General features: G+C 57.5%; 15 protein-coding genes. 4 read left to right on the top strand and 11 right to left on the bottom strand.

The features are described from left to right. Window positions 1–186 precede the first annotated feature (186 nt). Entirely contained in the window at window positions 187–1,707 is a 1,521-nt protein-coding gene (locus tag VF639_RS14510) for an exonuclease domain-containing protein (protein ID WP_331146638.1), read from the top strand. A gap of 355 nt (window positions 1,708–2,062) precedes the next feature. Here VF639_RS14510 and VF639_RS14505 read toward each other — a convergent pair whose 3' ends face one another. Continuing rightward, window positions 2,063–2,527 (bottom strand): hypothetical protein, encoded by a 465-nt coding sequence (locus VF639_RS14505; protein ID WP_331146637.1) that lies wholly within the window; start codon window positions 2,525–2,527, stop codon window positions 2,063–2,065. A gap of 70 nt (window positions 2,528–2,597) precedes the next feature. Continuing rightward, a complete protein-coding gene (locus tag VF639_RS14500) occupies window positions 2,598–4,208 on the bottom strand; it encodes a hypothetical protein (RefSeq protein WP_331146636.1) in 1,611 nt (536 codons plus the stop codon). A gap of 201 nt (window positions 4,209–4,409) precedes the next feature. Here VF639_RS14500 and VF639_RS14495 point away from each other — a divergent pair, with 201 nt between their 5' ends. Further along, a complete protein-coding gene (locus VF639_RS14495) occupies window positions 4,410–6,008 on the top strand; it encodes a hypothetical protein (protein ID WP_331146635.1) in 1,599 nt (532 codons plus the stop codon). 83 nt (window positions 6,009–6,091) lie between these two features. Here VF639_RS14495 and VF639_RS14490 read toward each other — a convergent pair whose 3' ends face one another. Next, on the bottom strand, window positions 6,092–7,216 hold the full coding sequence (locus tag VF639_RS14490; RefSeq protein WP_331146634.1) for a DNA topoisomerase IB: 1,125 nt from the start codon (window positions 7,214–7,216) through the stop codon (window positions 6,092–6,094). A 325-nt stretch (window positions 7,217–7,541) separates the two neighbouring features. Between VF639_RS14490 and VF639_RS14485 the strand changes: the two genes are divergently transcribed. Continuing rightward, entirely contained in the window at window positions 7,542–8,354 is an 813-nt protein-coding gene (locus tag VF639_RS14485; protein WP_331146633.1) for a M48 family metalloprotease, read from the top strand. Between the two features lie 181 nt (window positions 8,355–8,535). Then, window positions 8,536–9,720: an App1 family protein gene (locus tag VF639_RS14480; protein ID WP_331146632.1), complete on the top strand. Its 1,185-nt coding sequence runs from the start codon at window positions 8,536–8,538 to the stop codon at window positions 9,718–9,720. Window positions 9,721–9,842: 122 nt separating this feature from the next. Here the strand turns inward: VF639_RS14480 and VF639_RS14475 are convergent, their stop codons facing one another. The 8 genes from VF639_RS14475 to VF639_RS14440 all read right to left on the bottom strand — a co-directional run bounded on the left by VF639_RS14475 (window position 9,843) and on the right by VF639_RS14440 (window position 18,836). After that, on the bottom strand, window positions 9,843–10,295 hold the full coding sequence (locus tag VF639_RS14475) for a YybH family protein (RefSeq protein ID WP_331146631.1): 453 nt from the start codon (window positions 10,293–10,295) through the stop codon (window positions 9,843–9,845). Window positions 10,296–10,340: 45 nt separating this feature from the next. Continuing rightward, on the bottom strand, window positions 10,341–11,087 hold the full coding sequence (gene mtgA / locus VF639_RS14470; protein WP_331146630.1) for a monofunctional biosynthetic peptidoglycan transglycosylase: 747 nt from the start codon (window positions 11,085–11,087) through the stop codon (window positions 10,341–10,343). 175 nt (window positions 11,088–11,262) lie between these two features. Continuing rightward, window positions 11,263–12,969, bottom strand: a complete 1,707-nt coding sequence (locus VF639_RS14465; protein WP_331146629.1) for an alpha-L-fucosidase — start codon at window positions 12,967–12,969, stop codon at window positions 11,263–11,265. Between the two features lie 290 nt (window positions 12,970–13,259). Further along, window positions 13,260–14,267 carry a zinc-binding alcohol dehydrogenase family protein gene (locus VF639_RS14460; protein ID WP_331146628.1) on the bottom strand — a complete coding sequence of 336 codons (1,008 nt, stop codon included), beginning with the start codon at window positions 14,265–14,267 and terminating at the stop codon, window positions 13,260–13,262. A 199-nt stretch (window positions 14,268–14,466) separates the two neighbouring features. Then, window positions 14,467–15,324 carry an amidohydrolase family protein gene (locus VF639_RS14455; protein WP_331146627.1) on the bottom strand — a complete coding sequence of 286 codons (858 nt, stop codon included), beginning with the start codon at window positions 15,322–15,324 and terminating at the stop codon, window positions 14,467–14,469. Between the two features lie 192 nt (window positions 15,325–15,516). Beyond that, the gene (fucP, locus tag VF639_RS14450; protein ID WP_331146626.1) at window positions 15,517–16,767 is read right to left on the bottom strand and encodes an L-fucose:H+ symporter permease; all 1,251 of its coding nucleotides are present in this window, start codon (window positions 16,765–16,767) and stop codon (window positions 15,517–15,519) included. 169 nt (window positions 16,768–16,936) lie between these two features. Further along, the gene (locus VF639_RS14445) at window positions 16,937–18,433 is read right to left on the bottom strand and encodes an alpha-L-fucosidase (RefSeq protein WP_331146625.1); all 1,497 of its coding nucleotides are present in this window, start codon (window positions 18,431–18,433) and stop codon (window positions 16,937–16,939) included. Between the two features lie 37 nt (window positions 18,434–18,470). After that, the gene (locus tag VF639_RS14440; protein ID WP_331146624.1) at window positions 18,471–18,836 is read right to left on the bottom strand and encodes an L-rhamnose mutarotase; all 366 of its coding nucleotides are present in this window, start codon (window positions 18,834–18,836) and stop codon (window positions 18,471–18,473) included. Window positions 18,837–18,860 lie beyond the last annotated feature (24 nt).

Here is an 18,860-nt window from a genome sequence, read left to right as displayed (position 1 = left end):
TTGTGGAGGGTTGTATTATTCAACCTGCTGGAATTTCTGCTGGCAACTTTGCCACCCAAAGCTAGCCGCTTGGTTAGGCTGTTGCCGGATGGTATTGTTGGGCTGCCGATGCAACCATCTCAGGGCCTATCTTTGTTGTACCTACTGCTGATCTAGCTTATTCCGTTACCCGATACCGAGCCGCATTTGTACGCCATCATCGACCTTGAAACCACTGGGGGCCAGCCTACGCAGGACCGCATCACCGAAATAGCCATTTTCATTCATGATGGTGAAAAGGTGGTGGATCAGTACGAAACGCTGCTCAACCCCGGCCGGTCCATCCCGTTTTTTATTACGCAGCTTACCGGTATCACCGACGATATGGTGCGTGAGGCACCCAAGTTTCATGAGGTAGCGCGCAAGGTGGTGGAAATGACGGAAGGCTGCGTGTTTGTGGCGCACAACGTTCGTTTCGACTACAGTTTTCTGAAGAAGGAATTTGCAGATCTAGGCTACAACTACTCGCGCAAAACGCTGTGCACGGTCCGCCTGAGCCGCTCCTTGATGCCGGGCCAGCCGAGCTACAGCTTAGGCAAGCTTTGCCAGAACATCGGCATTCCGCTCAACGGCCGCCACCGCGCCGCCGGCGACGCCGCCGCAACTGCCATCCTCTTCGACCGGCTCCTAAAAATCAGTCAGCAGGATGAGGGCCTGCGTGACCCATCGGTTTCCCCGGCCGATACCTTGGCCGCCGTAGATGCCACCGCACCGAGCGGTCGGCGCCCCGTGGCTGGTGATGGGGATACCGCAGTGGCGACCAAGCAGCCTTCGGCGCGGAAGATGAAAGCCGTGCAGGATGCTATTCGGACGGCCTTGCTGCCGCCTAACATCACGCCCGCTAAAGTGGCTACGCTGCCCCATGAGGCGGGCGTTTACTACTTCCACAACGAGGCGGGCGAGGTGATTTATGTGGGCAAGAGCATCAACATCTACAAGCGCATTCAGCAGCACTTCGCCATCGATTACAAGTCGCGCAAAAGCATCGAGTTCAAGAACTCCATTGCCGATATCACCTGGGAGCTGACGGGTTCGGAGCTGGTAGCGCTGCTTTATGAGTCGCACGAAATCAAGCGACTGAAACCGCTTTACAACCGGGCACAGCGCCGTTCGGTGTTTCCGGCGGGTATTTTCCTGCGTACCGACGAGCAAGGCTACAAGCACCTCTACTACGGCCGCGCCGACGACCACGCCGAATCGCACCCGCTGATTGCACTCGGCAACCAGTATAAGGCCAAGGGTTTCCTGTTTCATAAGGTGGCCAAATTCAACCTTTGCCAGAAGCTCTGCGACCTATACAAAACCACTGGTTCGTGCTTCGACTACCAGGTGCACCGCTGCAAGGGCGCCTGTATAGGCCTGGAGCCGCCCGCCGAATACAACGTTCGGGTAGAACAGGCCATCGAGTCGTTTACGTACGAGCACGGCTCGTTTGTGGTGGTGGGCAAAGGCCGGAGCGCGCAGGAGAAGACGGTGGTACTGGTAGAAAATGGCCGCTACTTAGGCTTTGCCTATGTCGATGACACTTTCAGCGCCCGCAACCTAGCCGATTTCAAGGCAATCATCACGCGCTACAACGACAACAAAGACGTTCAGCAGATTATCAGGCAATACCTGCGCACCAAACACAAGGACAAGGTGAAGCTTTTCAAGGCCACCGCTTCTTGACCTTACTTTGGTTTGTTTCTGTTTGTCCCATCCTTAGCTGGCCGGGGCTTTTTCGTGAGTTGGTTAACTAAAAAACAACCCCGGGGCATCACATGTACATGTGATGCCCCGGGGTTGTCAGCAGATTAGCTTTACAGCATTAGTGCCTTCCTTCCTTTCCCTCTTATCGCTATGAACCAGCTACTGCCTTCTCCAACTGCTTCCCATGTAGATTATGCACAACGCCGCTACCGTTGGGTAGGCCCTCGGGGCCGTGAATGGTATCGAATGGCGTTGCTAACCATAGTTGGCCGTCGAGGCTCACGGCCTGAGCTGTTTGCGCCCTATGCAGAGCACTTGCTCTAGACCAAGAGCCTTACCACTGCACTTGTGCTGTGCCTTGCACCTGGCAGCTTGGCTGCAGGGTGTGCTGCTGGCATTGGCGCAACCAGTCGACGGCCTGCGCTTCGTCGTTGAAGCGCCGCATCTGATAGGTTTGCGGCGTGCTCTCCAGTTGCTGAAACACGGGCATACTGTCGGTGGCCTGCTGATAGGTTGGGGAGAGCAGCTGGCTAATGCACACTCGCTGGCCCATTTGCCCGCTCAACTGCGGAAAAAAATCGAAAAGGCCCCACTTGGTGGTTTCGGCGTCGGCCGGGAGCCGCCGGCGCCCGTCGAGCAGCCAAAACGGACACTTGAAATTTAGGCCGGCCCTTAAGATGAAATGGTATCCTTCCCGCGTTTCGGCCGGTGTAGCAGGCCGTAACCAGCGGGCCACCAACATCTGAAGGTCGTCGCGGTAGGTAATAGTAATGTATTCAGGGGTAGAAAATTTCTGCATAGGTCAAAAGAGGAATGCAAAGATAAGAGAATCAGTCAATTTGTATTGCTACTTAGCTATCGGTACGTTCTTAGTAGAGCCGGTGTCGGAGCAACCAACCCGCCGCGTCGAACTCGGTGGCAGCAGGCAAGTATCGTTCCACCTTCACGGCCCCAGGAACTAACAGGTTGTTTCCGTCGCCACTATCAAATACGGTGATGCGCGTGCGGGTGGGTGCTTGCTTAACGGGGGCCAGCACGGCATCCTGACCGGCGCCATCGTAGATGCCAAGCGTGACACCGGTAGATGGCAGTGCTTTCAACTCGAAAACATCAGAACCGCCCAAACCATACAGTTTGAGCGTACTGGTTTCGCCCACCCGAAATATTCGACGGCCTATCAGGCTATCGGGGCGGGCCGAGCCAATCTGGTATACGCTTACCTGCACCTGTTGCGGACCCGGCACCTCTACCACAAACCGCTCGGGGGCGTCGGTACCGGGTATTTCTACATTGCGGGCCAGCAATTCGTAGAACTTATCGGCCACCAAAGGCAACTGGTTGCGACGGCTCCGCAGCTTCTCGTCGAACTCCTGGCCGGCTAGTGCGTACACCTCTTTGGGCCACACAGCCAAGGCCTCCTTGATAACCGGATCGGAGAGCTGCTGCCGCATAGAATCGGCGATTTGCTGGAAGTCCTGCCGGGTCAAGTACACCAGCAACGACTTGTCCATGGGCTCGGCGGCCCGGTTGAGGCCGGCCACGTTGCTCAGGCCAATATCATTCTCGAAGGTTTGGTAGTTGGACTTCACCCACCCGATGATATGGGTTAGGAGGCCGTCGTTGAATTTGAAAAAAGCGTGGTCCCGGTCGCGCGGAATAGGCCGGTATTGCACCCCGCCCCCGGCAGTCGGGAAGCTGGCCCACCGCCATTGGTCTTCGCGCCGGCTCCAGTCGCCGAGCCACATATCGAAGAGCCGGGCCCGTAGGTAATGCCGCGCTTCTACCCGGTACTGCGGGTTGGCAAGCAGGTTGTTGAACACATGGCGCGAGCTTACCACCCGGCTGGAGTTGCCGAAGCTGGCCACCGGACGTTGGTCGCCTTCAGGGCGCTCCTCGAAGAGGTAAAGCGCATTGGCAAACTCTTTTTGGAAGGCCCCTAGCCCCGGGTCGTTGGCCACGTACACCAGGCGCGGATTAGTATGGTACACGCCCACTGCTTCCGCCAGCCGGGGTACAATGTAGGCGCCGTAGGGGTTGATTACGCTGGTCTGATCTTTCATCAGCCGAGCAACAAGACCGTTTTGCAGGCTTTCGGGCAAGGCCTTGGTGGCATCTTTATCAACGGAGCGCAGCACATACTGGCGACCGTCGCGCGCAATCAGGCGCAGGTTTTTGGTTTGAAACGAGCCGCCCTCCTGCACTGGTACCAGCCCGCCCGGCACTGCCGTCCGCAAATTGAATACCGGCGCTTCCACAGGCAGCGCCCACAGCTCCCGGTAGTGTTTGCCCCAAAAAAACTGGTGTAGCTTGGAACGCAGGTATTGCGTGCCAGCCGCCACGCGCACCGTTGAATCGGGGCGGATGTGGGCGGGAATGGGCGGCCCCGAAGGCGCCGCGGGTGCCGAGCAAGCTTGGCACAAAGCGACGGCGCACAAACCAGCAGTTAATTGGACCCGGCGCGAAATAACTAGACGTAACACGGAGTGGGATAGTAGATGCCTATGAGGCCGGCTGCTCCCTTATACTGTAAACCCGACACCAGAGGTTGAACCGCAAGTCATTTAGATTGAAAACAGGCTTGTCGGGTAGTTCAGTTAAATAAAAAGTGGTTGAAACACAACCATAGCTAACAACTCATCTTTATTGCCGTTCAAGGAATCCAGCCGCGCTTTTCGCCCCGCATGATACCTCGCTACCCGTTTGTTTTCTTGTTGCTGCTTTCCGCCGGCTGCGCCCGCCAGAAGTTTTTCCAACCCGATGCCCGGCCCGACACCGCTCCGCTTGCCGCTACCGCCGATAGCGCCCGCGTAACGGCCGGCCGCCATTACCAGCGCGGACCCATCGGGCGGGTGCTGCTAGGTCCGCATCACCGCCAGGTCTGGACGCAACCCGTGACGCTACCCGTTCTGAAAGTAGCTTCCACTGTACCGGGCGGCTTGCGGCCCGGCAAAATAGGCGGCGGCTTTCAAACTACTAGCATGACCGTGCTGACCTCTACTGGCCAGGGCTATGCGCTACGAACTATCGATAAAAACCCGTACCGAACTTTGCCCAAAGTGCTGCGGCACAGCTTTGTCTTGAATCTGGTGCGCGATGCTACGTCGGCGGGGCATCCGTACGGGGCCTTTGTGGTACCCCCGCTGGCCGAGGCTGCGGGCATACCGCATACCAACCCACGGGCTTTCTATGTGCGGGCCGATGAAACCAACTTGGGGCCCGCGTCGGCGCTGTATCAGGGGCGGGTGGTGCTGCTGGAAGAAAAGCTGGAAGGCGAAACGAACATTGCCGGGCGCCTGCCGGGGGCTACTGCCTTGGAAGAAACCGACTACATGCTGGCCAAACGCTACCAAACCGGGCAGCACACCATCGACGAAGCCACTTTCCTGCGGGCCCGCCTGCTCGACTTGTGGCTTGGCGATTGGGACCGACACGAAGGCCAGTGGACCTGGGCTGCGTATGTCCAAGCCCAAGGCGGTACCCGCTGGACCCCTGTCCCGCAGGACCGCGACCAAGTATTTTTTCGCTTCGACGATGGGTTTATTCCCTGGCTGGCCAGTAAAGTCGTGCGCAAGTTCCGCACGTTTGGCCCGCACTACGAAAGCATAGAAGGTTACACGCGCAACGCCCGCTACCTCGACGAGCAAGTGCTGACCCGGCAAACCCGCCCCGCTTACCTCGCCGCGGCCCGCGACCTGCAAAAGCGCCTCACCGACGCCGTTATCGAATCAGCCGTTCGGCAAGGCTTGCCCCGCGAGGTTTACCAGCGCGAAGGAGCCAGCATGGTGGCGGCCCTGCGCGCCCGCCGCGATGCGCTACCCGAAGTAGCCAACGAATTCTATCAGCAACGGGCGCGCCACGTGCTGGTAGCTGGCACCGACGAAGACGAACGGTTTGTAGTGGACCGCCTCAACGACACAGCCACGGTGGTTTCGGTGTATCGGCACTTCAAGGCGAGCAACAAGCCTCCGCGCCCCGATTCGCTGCTTTACCGGCGCCACTTCAATCCTACCGAAACGCACAGCATCAACCTTCATGGCCTGCAAGGCAAAGACGTGTTCGAGCTACGCGGTAAGGTGCGGCGCAGCCCGTTCGTGAACATCTACGGCGGCCCGCAGGAAGACCTGGTTATCGACAAATCGCGCGTAGCTGGTATGCGTCGCAAAACTCGCTTCTACGACACGGCCCGCAATAATACTTTCGAACCCGCCCCCGAGCTAAAAGACAAGACCACCCACGGCGTCACCTCCCACGCCTTCGACCGGGACGGTTCGGGAAGGTGAAATTGTGAAGGGTGAAGTTGTGAGTTTGATGTTCTATTCGCACTATATGCGCGGCCAGAACATCAAACTCACAACTTCACCCTTCACAATTTCACCACTTCCAGCTCCGCCAGCATGTCGAGCACCATGTGTTCGGTAGGGGTTAGGAGGTCGTTTTCGTTGGGGTCGGCGTCGTGGCGGCGGAGGTAGTCGATGAGCTTGTCGGTGTTGAAGAGTTCGACTACTTGGGGGTGGATGTAGTATTTCGAGCAGACAGTGGGCGTGTTGCCAAGCTCATGGGCTACATCTTGCAGGGCACGTTTCAAGCTTTTGGGCTTCGGAAATTCGGGCTCTTCGTTGAGGACGGTTTCCAGACATTCCACCATTTTGACGGTGCCGCCCCAGGTGCGGAAGTCTTTGGCCGATAGCGCCAGGCCGGTTACCTGCTGCAGGTACTCGTTTACGTCGCCAGATTCCAGCTCGGCGCGGTGGCCGTCGGGGGTGTAGTACTGGAACAGGTGCTGGCCGGGTATTTCCTTGCACTTCTGCACCAGTCGGGCCAGCTTCCGGTCGTGGATGGTGAGGTCGTGGGCCACGCCTTTTTTCCCTACGAAGGCAAAGCGAGTATCGGCGCCGCTTACTTGCACGTGTTTGTCGCGGAGGGTGGTGAGGCCGTAGGTTTTGTTTTCCTTGGCGTATTCCTTGTTGCCAATGCGGATGTAGGAGCGGTCCATGAGCGTGAGCACCAAGGCTACCACTTTGGTTTTGTCGAGCTCGGGGCGAGCCAGATCTTTTTGCATCTGCCGGCGCAGGTCAGCTAGCTTTTCGCCGAAAGCGCGCAAGCGGCTGAACTTGGTGAGGCTGCGGGCTTGGTCCCAAGCGGGATGGTAGCGGTACTGCTTACGACCCTTGGCGTCGCGGCCGGTTACTTGCAGGTGGCTGTCGGGGGAATCGGAAATCCACACGTTGGTCCAGGCCGGCGGAATCACGAAGCTTTTAATACGCTCCAGGATTTTGCCGTCGGTGATTAGCTCGCCGTTGGCCTTGTGGTAGGTGAACGTACCGTCGGGGCCGGCCTGCCGGGTGAGGGCGGGCTTGGTGTCGGTGCGGTAGCGTAAGCCGGCCAGTTCGGCTTGCCGGGCGGGGTCCTTGTAAAGCTCGTGCGAATCTTCGAGAGGCGCCAGGCGCTTCTTCTTGGTTTTGGGCCGCGGTAGGGTGACAGTAGACATAAAGCAAAGTAAAACGGAGGCGGAGCGCCAAGGTGGCGGGTGGACATTCGTGTACGGCATATCATCCAGAAAGGTATTTCCACTGGTCAGCCAATTTCTGTTTGCCATCGTATGCCGCCAGCGCTGCCCCTTGCGGTGGGTGCAAGTGAGGGCTCAGGATTCAGCTACCAACTATTTTTTCTCTCTGATTCTCCGGCCGCTAGCTGCCACAAACCCACCGCAACAACCCGAAAATGCTACTGCCCGTACGGATTACAATTTCTGGCATCGTTTTTTCTTTCCAGCCGAAAATCAGCACTTTTTTCTCCTACCAATTCGCTTTTTAATGCGCCTCTTTTCTCTTAAACCACTGCTCCTACTCTCTTTAGCTGCTACTCTTGGTGGCACTGCCGCCTGCACCGACGAAAACGGGAATCCCATCTTGTTTTCTATTGAAGACGATAAAGCTCTTGGCGAGCAAGTAGCCGCCCAAACCGATTCCACGTACCGCGCCAAAGGCCAACTGCTGGAACGCTCAAACTCGGCCAACAAACGTGCCTACGAACTGCTCGATGGGGTGGTAAACAAGGTTTTGAACTCGGGGGAGCTACAATACCGCAACGATTTTCCTTGGGATGTAAAGATCATCAAGGACGACGCTACTCAAAACGCCTTTGCCACCCCCGGCGGCCACATTTACGTGTATTCGGGGTTGATCAAGTTTCTGGAAGACGAAAGCCAGCTGGCCGGGGTGCTTGGGCACGAAATTGCCCACGCCGACCGGCGGCACACGTCGCGGCAGCTCCAGCAACAGTACGGCATAGAAACACTACTTGGCCTCGTACTCGGTGAAAACCCTGGCCAACTAGTGCAAATTGCAGCCGGCTTAGGCCAATTGAGCTTCAGCCGCGACTTTGAACGGGAGGCAGATCAATACTCGGTTATCTACCTCAACAAGACCACTTACGCTTGCGATGGCGCTGCTGGTTTCTTTATTAAGTCGGAGGCGCAGGGGGGCGCCAACACACCAGAGTTTCTAAGCACACACCCCAACCCCGGCTCGCGCGTTCAGGACATTCAGGCCAAAGCCGCCGAGCTGAAGTGCCAGGGCCGCAGCGTTTCAAACAGCAACTTCGAGGAACTGAAGCGCATCATTTAAGCGCAAGTTAAGCGCAAGGCTGCTCTGGTGCTGAAGCGCAAGCCAAAGCGTACTTTCCAGCTAGCAGGTTCTATTTTCTTACACAGAAGGCCAGCCGCAGAAGTAGCTGGCCTTCAGTTTTTGTTGTTGGGGCAAATTAAACTCAAGCATCAAATTCAGCTTTACCCGCGTACTTGCGGGTATGTCTCTACTCAACAAGATTGGCAGCCTGGCCGACCGCGCCGACGACCTCATCACCCGTACCCGCGCCCGGTTGGGGCTGCTGCACCCGCTCCAGATAGTACCTTACCGCAGCTATGGCACGCCCACCCGCCTCTACGTAAAGGGCCGCCTGCTCACCGACAAAGGCATTGGCGAGCCCGGCGAGGGCGATTCGCGCTGGCATAATCTGCTCAATATGTACCGCCGTTTCGAGAGCAACGAAATCAGTGGCGCGCAGCTGCTGGTGCACTCCTCCGACGGCACCGAGCACCCGGTAGTAACCGATGAGGAGGGCTACTTCACGCTGAACCTAACGCCCCAAAGTCTGCCCGAGCCCATCGACTTTATGTGGTATCCGGTGGAGGTGCTGCTGCAGCAGGCGCCTGCTCCCTTCCCCACGCCAGAGGGCCTGCGAGCATCGGCGCCCGTACTCATCCCGCCCGCCGACGCCGAGTATGGCATCATCTCCGACCTCGATGATACCGTTATCCAAACGGCTTCCACTGATTTGCTGCGCATGGCCCGTACGGTGCTCGTGCGCAATGCCCACTCCCGCCTGCCCTTCAAAGGCGTGGCTGAGTTTTATAGGGCCTTACAGCTAGGCCGCAACGGCAAGCGCAACAACCCGTTCTTTTACGTCAGCAGCTCGCCCTGGAACCTCTACGATTTGCTGGAGGACTTTCTGGCCTTAAACGAAATACCACCCGGCCCACTTCTGTTGCGCGATTTTGCCATTGGCGGCAAGAAAGATGGCGACGCCACGGCGCACCACGGCCACAAGCTCAAGGAAATCGACAACCTGCTCCTCACCTACCCCAAGCTACAGTTCGTGCTCATTGGCGACTCGGGGCAGGAAGACGCCAACATCTACCGTGAAGTAGTGCGCCGTCACCCCGGCCGCATCCTCGCCATCTACATCCGCGACATTCTCAAGCGCCCCGACCGCGCCGCCATGGTGGAGCGTGTCAGCGAAGAGCTGCGCAACGACAAAGTGGAAATGTTACTGGTGCAAGACACCGTGCAAGCCGCCGAACACGCCGCCAAAGTTGGTCTCATCTTCCAGGAAGCTATTCCAGCCGTGCAACAAGAAAAGACCAAAGACGAAACGCCCGGCACTTCTGACGAGCTGGACGGTGAGGGTACCGGCAAGCCCGTGATGCAATAGGTGAATTTGCGAAATTGTGAAGTAGTGAGTTTGACGTTCTGGCTGCGCCGCTTGCACCTACTAGGCAGAAACACGCCACTAGAACGTCAGATTCACCACTTCACAAATTTACAAATTCACCTCTAGCTGGAATGGTCGGCGACGATGACCCACTGGCCGTTGAGGTGGCGCAGGACGAGTAGGTAGTGCCCTTGCAGGTCGCCGAGGCCGGGGCGGGTTAGGTGCCAGCGGCCTACTACGTGGGCGGCATCGGGGCCGTCGGGGGTGACGCGGAGATTGTCGAAGCCAAGCTGGCCCATGGCGGCGGCATTGGGGTAGTTGCGGCGGTAGTTGTCGAGGGTAGGCTGCCAGCCGTAGGTCAGGCCTTTTTTACCAATAAACACCAGCGAATCTGAGCGCCAGTAGCCTTGCATGAAGCCGGCCACGTCGCCGCGGTTCCAGGCGGCGGTTTGGGTGGCGAGCAGCTGGGTGATGGCGCGGCGCGTTTCGGCAGGGGTCTCGGTGATTTTGGCGGCCGGAGAAGAAGTACAGGCGGCCAGTGCAGCCAGGCTGAGTGTGGTGAGGAAGGGCTTCATACGCCCAAGATAACAGAATAGCAAGCCTACGCTTTCGGCGAACAGCTATTCTTCAACCAACTCCTGCACGTAAGCCGTCCCGCCAAGGCGGCGCATATTGCGCAATACCCGCTGCTGCTTGGCGCGGGCCTGCGGGCCGGGGTTGCTGGCCCGGAAACGCAGGGGATTGGGCAGTACGCCCGCCAGCAGCGCGGCTTCGCTGGCCGTGATTTTGTCGGCTGACTTACGAAAGTAGCGTTGCGAGGCGGCTTCCACGCCAAAGGTGCAGTCGCCCATTTCGGCCACACTCAAGTACATTTCCATGATGCGCCGCTTGTCCCACAGCAGCTCGATGAGGACGGTGAAATAGGCTTCGGCCGCTTTGCGGATATAGCTGCGGCCCTGCCACAGAAACACGTTTTTGGCGACTTGCTGCGAGATGGTGCTGCCGCCGCGCAGACGCTTGCCGCCGCTGAAGTTGTACTTGGCTGCATTCCAAAGAGCATTGCCATCGAAGCCGTGGTGCAGCAAAAAGCGCTGGTCTTCGGCCGCAATGAGGGCCAATGGCACCTGCGGCGACACTTCATCAAGGCTCTTGAAGTAGTACCGAATGCGCCGGTCGTCTTCCTGAATGCCATAGTAGCCTTTGCCAACGGGTGCATACGCCCGACGGTCGAGCATAAGCCAAGTGGCGGGCGGCGAAACCCACCGGTACATTAGCACCCACGCCACCGACGTCAGAAACAAGGCCACCACCACTTGCAGCAGCACTTGCCGGGTCTGCCGCCACACTTTCTTGTAATCCGTTGCCAAACCCTGGTACGCTTAATAGCCGCCCGCAGCCACAGCGGCCACAGCAGCGGCAAAAGTAGCGGAATCCATCCTCTGCACGGCAAATTTCCGCCGGCAATCGACATCAAAAGTAAACCGCTACCGTCGTGGCATCACGACGGTAGCGGTTTACGCTATAAACTCAATTAGCGCCCGCCTACTCGGCCCCGTAGAGCTGCCACTCCAGCAGAGAAGGTTCGTTGGTTTTGTTGGCCACCACCAATCGAAACTCTTGGGCCGTAACCGCACTGAATTTAGCAATGTGGCCGGCACCACCAGTTTTTACGTCGGCGGCGGTTTTCCACTCGCTGCCTTGCTTGTATTGCAACTGAATCTGCTGCTGCTTTCGCTCCCAGGGCTGCCAGGGCTCGTCTACGATCAGGCAGGAAATGCTGGTAGGTTTGCCTAAATTTACGCCTACAGTGGCATTGTGCTCTCCCTTGGCGGCAGTCCAGCGGGTTTGCCGGTCGCCATCAAGCAAGCTGCTGGCACCCTCCTTCGCCGACAGCTGCGACGAAGCGGTGGCCTGCTTGCCGGTTATCGGCGGGGGCGCTATGGCGGGCTCGCCCTCAAACTCGACCACCACTACCGTATTAATTGGGTCGGGGGCCTGAGTTGGCAGCTTCACGACGGAAAGCTGCTTTTGGGGTTGGACAAGCAAGTTCTTAGCGGGCGACGCCAGCAAGTAAGCCCGGCTGATTTTGTTGCTCATCGGCACGCGCAACTCGCCGTTAGCCGGGTAGTCGAAAACGTGCAGAAACAGCTGCTGCCCCTTGCGCGTGCACCGCCCCCACGACAGATAGGAAAACGGACTTGGGGTGGTGCCGTAGATAGAAGCCTGGTTGACTTTCACCCACTTGCCAATAGCTGCCAGCCGCTCCACGCTGGCCGCTGGAATCTCGCCTTGCGCCGTGGGTCCCACGTTCAGCAGGAAGTTGCCGCCCTTACTTACCGCATCGGCCAGGCTGCGGATTAGTGTCTCCGAGCTTTTCCAGTCGGTGTCGTACGACTTGTAGCCCCAGGTGTCGTTCATGGTCATGCAGGTTTCCCAGTTGCGGCCGGGGAAGCCAGTAGGGGGCACAAATTGCTCGGGCGTGTCGGTGTCGCCGGGCTGGTTGCCGCCGAGGCGGTTGTTGGTTATCAGCTTGGGGTGCGCGTCTAGCAGAGGCTTGAACTTAGCGGCCCGGGCCGGTGTCATTTCCTGCGGCGTATCCCACCACAGAATGTCTACGTCGCCGTAATTGGAGAGAATTTCGCGCACTTGTGGCACGGCAATCTGGTCGAGGTAGGTGTCGAAGTCGCCGTCTTGGGCTTTGTCCCAGTGCCCTTTCGAGGCCTGGCCGCCGGGGTGGTTCCAGTCTTGTGCCTGCGAGTAATAGAACCCGAGTTTTATTCCTTGTTTGTGGCAGGCCTCGGCTAGTGGTTTGATGAGGTCCTTGCCGTAGGGCGTAGCATCTACCACGTCCCAGGTGGTTACTTTCGAGTCGAAGAGAGCAAAGCCGTCGTGGTGCTTGGACGTGATGACAATGTACTTCATGCCCGCCTCCTTGGCCATGCGCACCCAGGCCTCGGGGTCGTATTTCACGGGGTTAAATTCCTTGGCGTAAGCGCGGTACCGGGCCACCGGAATCTTGCCGTTGTTCATAATCCACTCCCCAATGTCGGGAATGCGCTTGCCGTCGTAGGTGCCAGCGGGCACGGCGTACAGCCCCCAGTGAATGAACATTCCAAACTTAGCATCCTTCCACCACGCCATCTTCGCAGCATCCACCGGCGGTTTAGCAGGTGAGGTTTGCGCACTGGTTGGTGAACCAGCCAGCAGTCCGGATAAGCTTAACAACGCGAAAGGCAGGATTTTTTTCATGGCTGGAGCGGAAGGAAAATGTTTGGTGAATAAATGCTAAAGTTGGTTTCCAAGGTTGTTACAGAGACAGAGGCTGTAGCGCGAAACCTGCGCCTCGCGCTACAGCCTCTGTCTCTGCACACTACTTAAACATCAGGTATCGAAATGCTTTACTTCGGCGTCAGCCACGAAACAGGCGAAATGCTTCCTCTCGTCAGCATGACAGCTAGTACCACAACCTCAGCACGCAATATGCTTCAATCCCTGGCTTGATGCGCCACATACCTCGACACAACATTCTCGTGCAACTACTACAGTTCCACCATGGCTTTAATGACGCCCGTAGCAGGGTCGAGCCAGCTGGCGAATTCTGCCTGCACTTGGTTGAAGGGTACTCGGTGGGTGATGTAGGTGGTCGGCTGCACCAAGCCCGCTTTCATAGAGGCAATAACGTGCTCGAAATCTTCGCGAGTGGCATTGCGGCTGCTCATGAGCGTGGCTTCACGCTTGTGAAACTCGGGGTGCGAGAAGCTAATGTCACCCTTCTGCAAACCCACCAGCACGTACCGGCCGCCGTGGGCCAAGTAGCTGAAGGCGTTGTTGATGGCCTTCAGACTGCCGGTAGCATCAATTACCACCGTGGGCATGTCGCCGTGGGTGATGGCGCGGAGCTGCTCGGCAACGTCGGGCGCCAGGGCATTGATGGTGTGAGTTACCTGCAACTTGTCTTTACAGAAGGCGAGTCGCTGCTCGTTGATGTCGAGGGCAATGACGTGGGCGCCGGCAATCCGGGCAAACTCCATGATGCCGAGGCCAATGGGCCCTGCTCCTACCACCAACACAAACTCGCCGGGCCGTACGCCGGCGCGGCGCACCCCGTGGGCGCCAATGGCTAGCGGTTCTATCAGGGCCAGCTCATCGTAGCTTAAGCCCTGGCCGTGCACCAATGAGTACGCCGGCACCGATAGGTATTCGCCCATACCGCCATCAGAATGCACGCCGCACACATTGATGTGGGTGCAGCAGTTAGGCAAGCCCAAGCGGCAGGCAATACAGATGCCGCAGTTGAAATACGGAATAAATGTGACGGCCTCGCCTGCTTCAAACCCCGGCACATCCGTTACCAGCTCACCCGCCAACTCGTGTCCAAGCACCCGCGGATACGCAAAAAAAGGCTGCGTGCCTTCATAGGCGTGCAAATCGGTGCCGCAGATACCGACGCGCCGGATGCGCAGCAGCGCCTGCCCTTCCGGCACGGCGGGCAAGGGCCGGTCTTCGTAGCCGAACTGGCCGGGTTCTATACAAACTAAGGTGTTCATAGTGCTTGGTGCTTAGTTGGTCGTGCTTAGGGCGTTTTAGGTAGGACGTCATGCAGAGCCGGAGGCGAAGTATCTCGCGTGCTGACGTTGTGGTAGTAACTGGCGTGCTTGATCTGGCGTCCGCTTGCCGAAGCGTCTCTACGCCGTTCAACAGCTACAACCTCAGCACGCAAGATGCTTCGTGGCCTCAGCATGAGAGCTACTTCAACAACGGCGGCACAGTGGCTGCTTCGAGCCGATAGAATTTAAGGGCATTTTCACCCCAGAACAATGCCTTTTCCCGCGCGGAAAAGGCCGCCAGATAATTCTGCACCAAGCTCACCACGGCATCATAGCCCCCGGCTACTTCGCACACCGGCCAGTCAGAGCCAAACAGCACCCGCTCCGGCCCGAAGGCTTCGAAAACAATATCCAGGTACGGCCGGAAATCGTGGGGCTGCCACTGCTTCCAGCGCGCCTCCGTCACCATACCCGATACCTTGCAGCATACGTTTTCGTGCGCTGCCAAGGCCCGCAGTTCTTGCTCCCAGTCGTCTAGCTGCTGCGCCTTGATATTGGGTTTGGCAATGTGGTCGAGCACGAAGGGCTGGTTGGGAAAGGCAGCCACCAATTCCCGTGAGTAAGCTAGCTGATCAGGGAAAATAAGCAGGTCGTACGTGAAGTTGTGCAACTCAAGTGCGGCTATGCCCCGGCGAAAGTTGGGCGTCAGCATCAGGGCGCGGTTCGGCTCACCCTGCAATACATGCCGAAACCCTTTCAGCTTGTCGAATTGGCTGTAGTAAGCCAGCCGCTCCCCGATATTGTCGGCTTGCAAATCAACCCAGCCCACTACGCCCTTGATGAAGCTGTGCTGTGCGGCATTGGCCAGTTGAAACTCGTTTTCCGCCTCCGATTGGTCGGACTGCACCACCACGCACCCATCGATGCCATTTCTGCTGAGCAGGGGCTTTAAATCAGTCGGGTTAAAACTGCGCTGGATAACGGCCATCTGGTTGTTGATCCAAGCGTCGCGGACGGGGTCGTACTGCCAGAAATGCTGGTGGGCGTCAATTTTCATAGGCTTTACTGCATTGGGAGAAGTTGCAATGTGGGACCTCACCCCCTAGCCCCCTCTCCTCGGGGAGAGGGGGAACTAGAGCTAGTTTCTAAAAAACTAGCTACTGGACATTTCTAGATCTAGAGCCTAGGGAAGACTAGCAGCTAGTTCCCCCTCTCCCCGAGGAGAGGGGACTAGGGGGTGAGGTTCTATTTAGTGTGCGGTCGTAAGCTGAAGCTTCTTGACGCGGATGTTTTTCAGGGCAAAGTAAAAGACCACCAGGAAGCACAGCGCGGGCACGATGTAAGCCACTTGGATCGAGCTGGCGTCGGAAACGCGGCCCATGATAACGGGGAAAATGGCGCCGCCCACGATGGACATAATCACCAGCGAAGAACCTACTTTGGTTTTGGCGCCTAGGCCCCGAATGCTAAGCGAGAAGATAGTTGGGAACATAATCGACATAAAGAACTCCACTCCAATCAGGGCATAGATCGAGAAGGAGCCTTTCAGCAGCACGGCCAGCAGCACCAGAAAGAAATTGACAATACTGTAGATAGCCAGCAGCCGCGACGCGGGAATGAAGCGCATCAGGAAGGTGCCTATGAAGCGGCCTATCATGAAGCCGAGCAAGGCCCCGGCCAGGTATTGTGAAGCTGACTTCTCGCCGATGCCCGCTACTTGGCTTGCAAACCGGATGAAAAAGCTGCTGACGCAAACCTGAGCCCCCACGTAGAAAAACTGCGCCAGCACGCCCAGCAACAAGTTTTTTTCCTGCAAAATAGACCGCGACTCACCTTCCACACTTTCTTCTTCCACTATGTCGGGCAGGCGGGTGAAGTACAGCAGCACGGCCACCAGCAACACGAGCCCGCCAATGAGCAGAAACGGCACCTGCACCGAAGCGGCCTCGTTGTTGAGATACGCATCAAGCTGCGCGCCCGACATACCCGCTTCCTCCGTTGCCGTCAGCGTCTTGCCCGACAAAATGAACATACCGCCCAGAAACGGCGCCAACGTAGCCGCCAACCCATTGAAAGACTGCGCGAAGTTGAGCCGCTGCGTGGCCCCGTCCGGGTCGCCGAGCACGGTGATGTACGGGTTGGCCGCCGTTTCCAGGAAGGTCAGGCCACAGGCAATGATAAAAAGCGCCGTCAGGAAAAAGGCGTAGGAACGAGCTGCCGCAGCCGGGTAAAACAGAAAGGCGCCCACCGCAAACAGCAGCAGCCCCAGCAGAATACCACCCTTATAACCAAACCGCTTCATGAACTGTCCCGCCGGCAGGGCCAGCAGAAAATACGCTATGTACGACGCCGAATCGATGAAAGCCGACTGCGCATCCGTCAGTTGGCACGCCTTTTTAAGGTGCGGAATCAGGATGGGGTTCAGGTTGAGCGCGAAGCCCCACAAAAAAAACAGCGACGTAATCAGGAAAACGGCAAACGTACTTTTTCGAGCAGTCATGGGGCGGGGTTTAGTGCTTGGTGCCTAGTACTTATTGCCTGGTGGAGAGTAGCGCGGAAATCCGTTCCGCGACGAGCACAGCGAGTTCCTGCGCGTTGGCGTAGTACCTGATACTCGCTCCGCTCGTCGCGGAACGGATTTCCGCGCTACTCTTCACATATGCCACGCATTATTTAAAGGTAATTTTATAACCTACCGCATTTTGCACGGCGTAGCTTTTGGCAGGCTGAATTACTAGGCCGGTTACTTGCTGCGCCCACTGCACTTTTTCCTTACTGCCCAGCAGCGTTACGCTGGCCACCGTGCCGTTGCCTGCTTTGGTTGCCAAGGCTTTGATGGTGGTGGCGCTCTTCGGAATGTCGAGGCCGAAGGCGTACACGGTTTTGCCTTTCTGCGTGAAGCGAATGTCTTGGGAGGTATAACCTTTGTGGGCGTATTCGTTGAAGCGCACGTTCTCGTCGAGGCCTTCAGTGGGGCCCTCGGCGGCTACCGTCCAGGGGCGGGTGCCGTAGATACCTTCCCCGTTCACGGCCAGCCACTTACCCATGCCCAGCAGCACGGCCGTTTGCTCGGGCGTAATGGTGCCGTCGGCCTTGGGTCCGATGTTGAGCAGCAGGTTGCCGTTCTTGCTCACAATATCCACCAGCTCGTCGATCAGCTCGTTAGGCGTTTTGTTTTCCTCGCCCTCAATGTAGCCCCAACTCTTTTTACCTACCGACGTATCGGTTTGCCAAGGAAATTTCTTGGTGGCCTTGCTGCTGCTCCGCTCGATGTCGTAGACGGCCGTGCCTTCCGGGAAGGCGTTGTTCTTGTAGTTTATCACCACGCCTTTGTTCCACTCCTGCCCTTTGTTGTAGTAGTAGGAAGCAAACTTTTGCTTGTAGGGCTCCATCTCCGGCTGCTCTATCCACCAGTCGAACCACACCAGTTGGGGCTTGTAGTTGTCGACCAGCTCGGTAGTACGTGCCTGCCAATCCTGCATGAATTCGGTGGTCATGGTGGGCGCTTTATCGCCCTTCTTGAACGGGTCGTAGAAGTGGGCGGGGCCGTACAAATCGGCGTACTTCGGGTCTTTCACATCCGAATCCACTTCCTGCGCAAAGCCATAGAACCACCAATGTTCAATGCGGTGCGAGGAGAGGCCGAAGATCAGCCCCTGCTTGCGCGTGGCGGCGGCCAGCTCCCCAATCACGTCGCGCTTGGGGCCCATGTCCACCGAATTCCACTTGGTGAGTTTGGTTTTGTACATGGCAAAGCCGTCGTGGTGCTCGGCCACTGGCACAATGTACTTGGCACCCGACTTCTTGAACACGTCCAGCCACTGGTCGGCGTTGAACTTGTCGGCCGTGAACATGGGAATGAAATCCTTGTAGCCGAATTTGGTTTGCGGCCCGTACTTAGCCATGTGGTATTTGTAGGTCGGGCTGTCTTTGTGGTACATCTCGCGCGGGTACCACTCGCTGAAGTTAGCCGGCACCGCGTACAGTCCCCAGTGAATGAAAATACCGAATTTGGCGTCACGAAACCACTCCGGCGTCTGGTAGTTTTTCAAGGACTCCCAAGTAGCCTCAAATTTCTTAGGCGCAGTGGTCGACTGTGCCTGAGCTGATGAGACCAGCCCCGTAAGCAGCGCGGCGGCTAGTAAGCAGGTGAAATTTCTGTTCATTGGGGTGTGGGATTTGTAGGTGGAAAGGAAAGCAAACTCACTCTCCTAGCTTGTAAATTCTTTCCATGAGCTGCCACTTTTCATCGGCCGTGGCCTCAGCAGAAGTTTGCTGGAACCGGGCTACATAGGCTTCCCACTCCGCCTGCCGGGGTTTGGTAGCCAAGACTTGCATAGCCTGATCGTGGTCGAAGTCGGGTACGGTATCCATAATCATGAAAAGCTGCTCGCCAAGCAGGTATATCTCCATGTCGAGAATACCCACCTCGCGCATGCCCTGCGTGATTTCCGGCCAAGCTGCTCCGGCCGCGTGCACTTTCTTGTACTCGCTGATCAAGTGCGCATCATTCTGGAGGCGCAGGGTCTTGCAATAGCGCTTGAAATCAGTGGTCTGCGGCTCTTCCATAAGTGATTGTCGGTTTTTACTTGT

This window comes from Hymenobacter sp., assembly GCF_036387835.1.
Lineage (GTDB): Bacteria > Bacteroidota > Bacteroidia > Cytophagales > Hymenobacteraceae > Hymenobacter.
Note: the sequence above shows the minus strand (reverse complement) of the source record. Positions and strands in the feature narration are given on the sequence as shown.

Coding starts and splice junctions, on each gene's coding strand:
- VF639_RS14455 (WP_331146627.1), bottom strand. CDS start 15,324: ATGAAAATTGACGCCCACCAGCATTTCTGGCAGTACGACCCCGTCCGC.
- VF639_RS14460 (WP_331146628.1), bottom strand. CDS start 14,267: ATGAACACCTTAGTTTGTATAGAACCCGGCCAGTTCGGCTACGAAGAC.
- VF639_RS14465 (WP_331146629.1), bottom strand. CDS start 12,969: ATGAAAAAAATCCTGCCTTTCGCGTTGTTAAGCTTATCCGGACTGCTG.
- VF639_RS14480 (WP_331146632.1), top strand. CDS start 8,536: ATGTCTCTACTCAACAAGATTGGCAGCCTGGCCGACCGCGCCGACGAC.
- VF639_RS14505 (WP_331146637.1), bottom strand. CDS start 2,527: ATGCAGAAATTTTCTACCCCTGAATACATTACTATTACCTACCGCGAC.
- VF639_RS14485 (WP_331146633.1), top strand. CDS start 7,542: ATGCGCCTCTTTTCTCTTAAACCACTGCTCCTACTCTCTTTAGCTGCT.
- fucP (WP_331146626.1), bottom strand. CDS start 16,767: ATGACTGCTCGAAAAAGTACGTTTGCCGTTTTCCTGATTACGTCGCTG.
- VF639_RS14445 (WP_331146625.1), bottom strand. CDS start 18,433: ATGAACAGAAATTTCACCTGCTTACTAGCCGCCGCGCTGCTTACGGGG.
- VF639_RS14495 (WP_331146635.1), top strand. CDS start 4,410: ATGATACCTCGCTACCCGTTTGTTTTCTTGTTGCTGCTTTCCGCCGGC.
- VF639_RS14490 (WP_331146634.1), bottom strand. CDS start 7,216: ATGTCTACTGTCACCCTACCGCGGCCCAAAACCAAGAAGAAGCGCCTG.
- VF639_RS14475 (WP_331146631.1), bottom strand. CDS start 10,295: ATGAAGCCCTTCCTCACCACACTCAGCCTGGCTGCACTGGCCGCCTGT.
- VF639_RS14440 (WP_331146624.1), bottom strand. CDS start 18,836: ATGGAAGAGCCGCAGACCACTGATTTCAAGCGCTATTGCAAGACCCTG.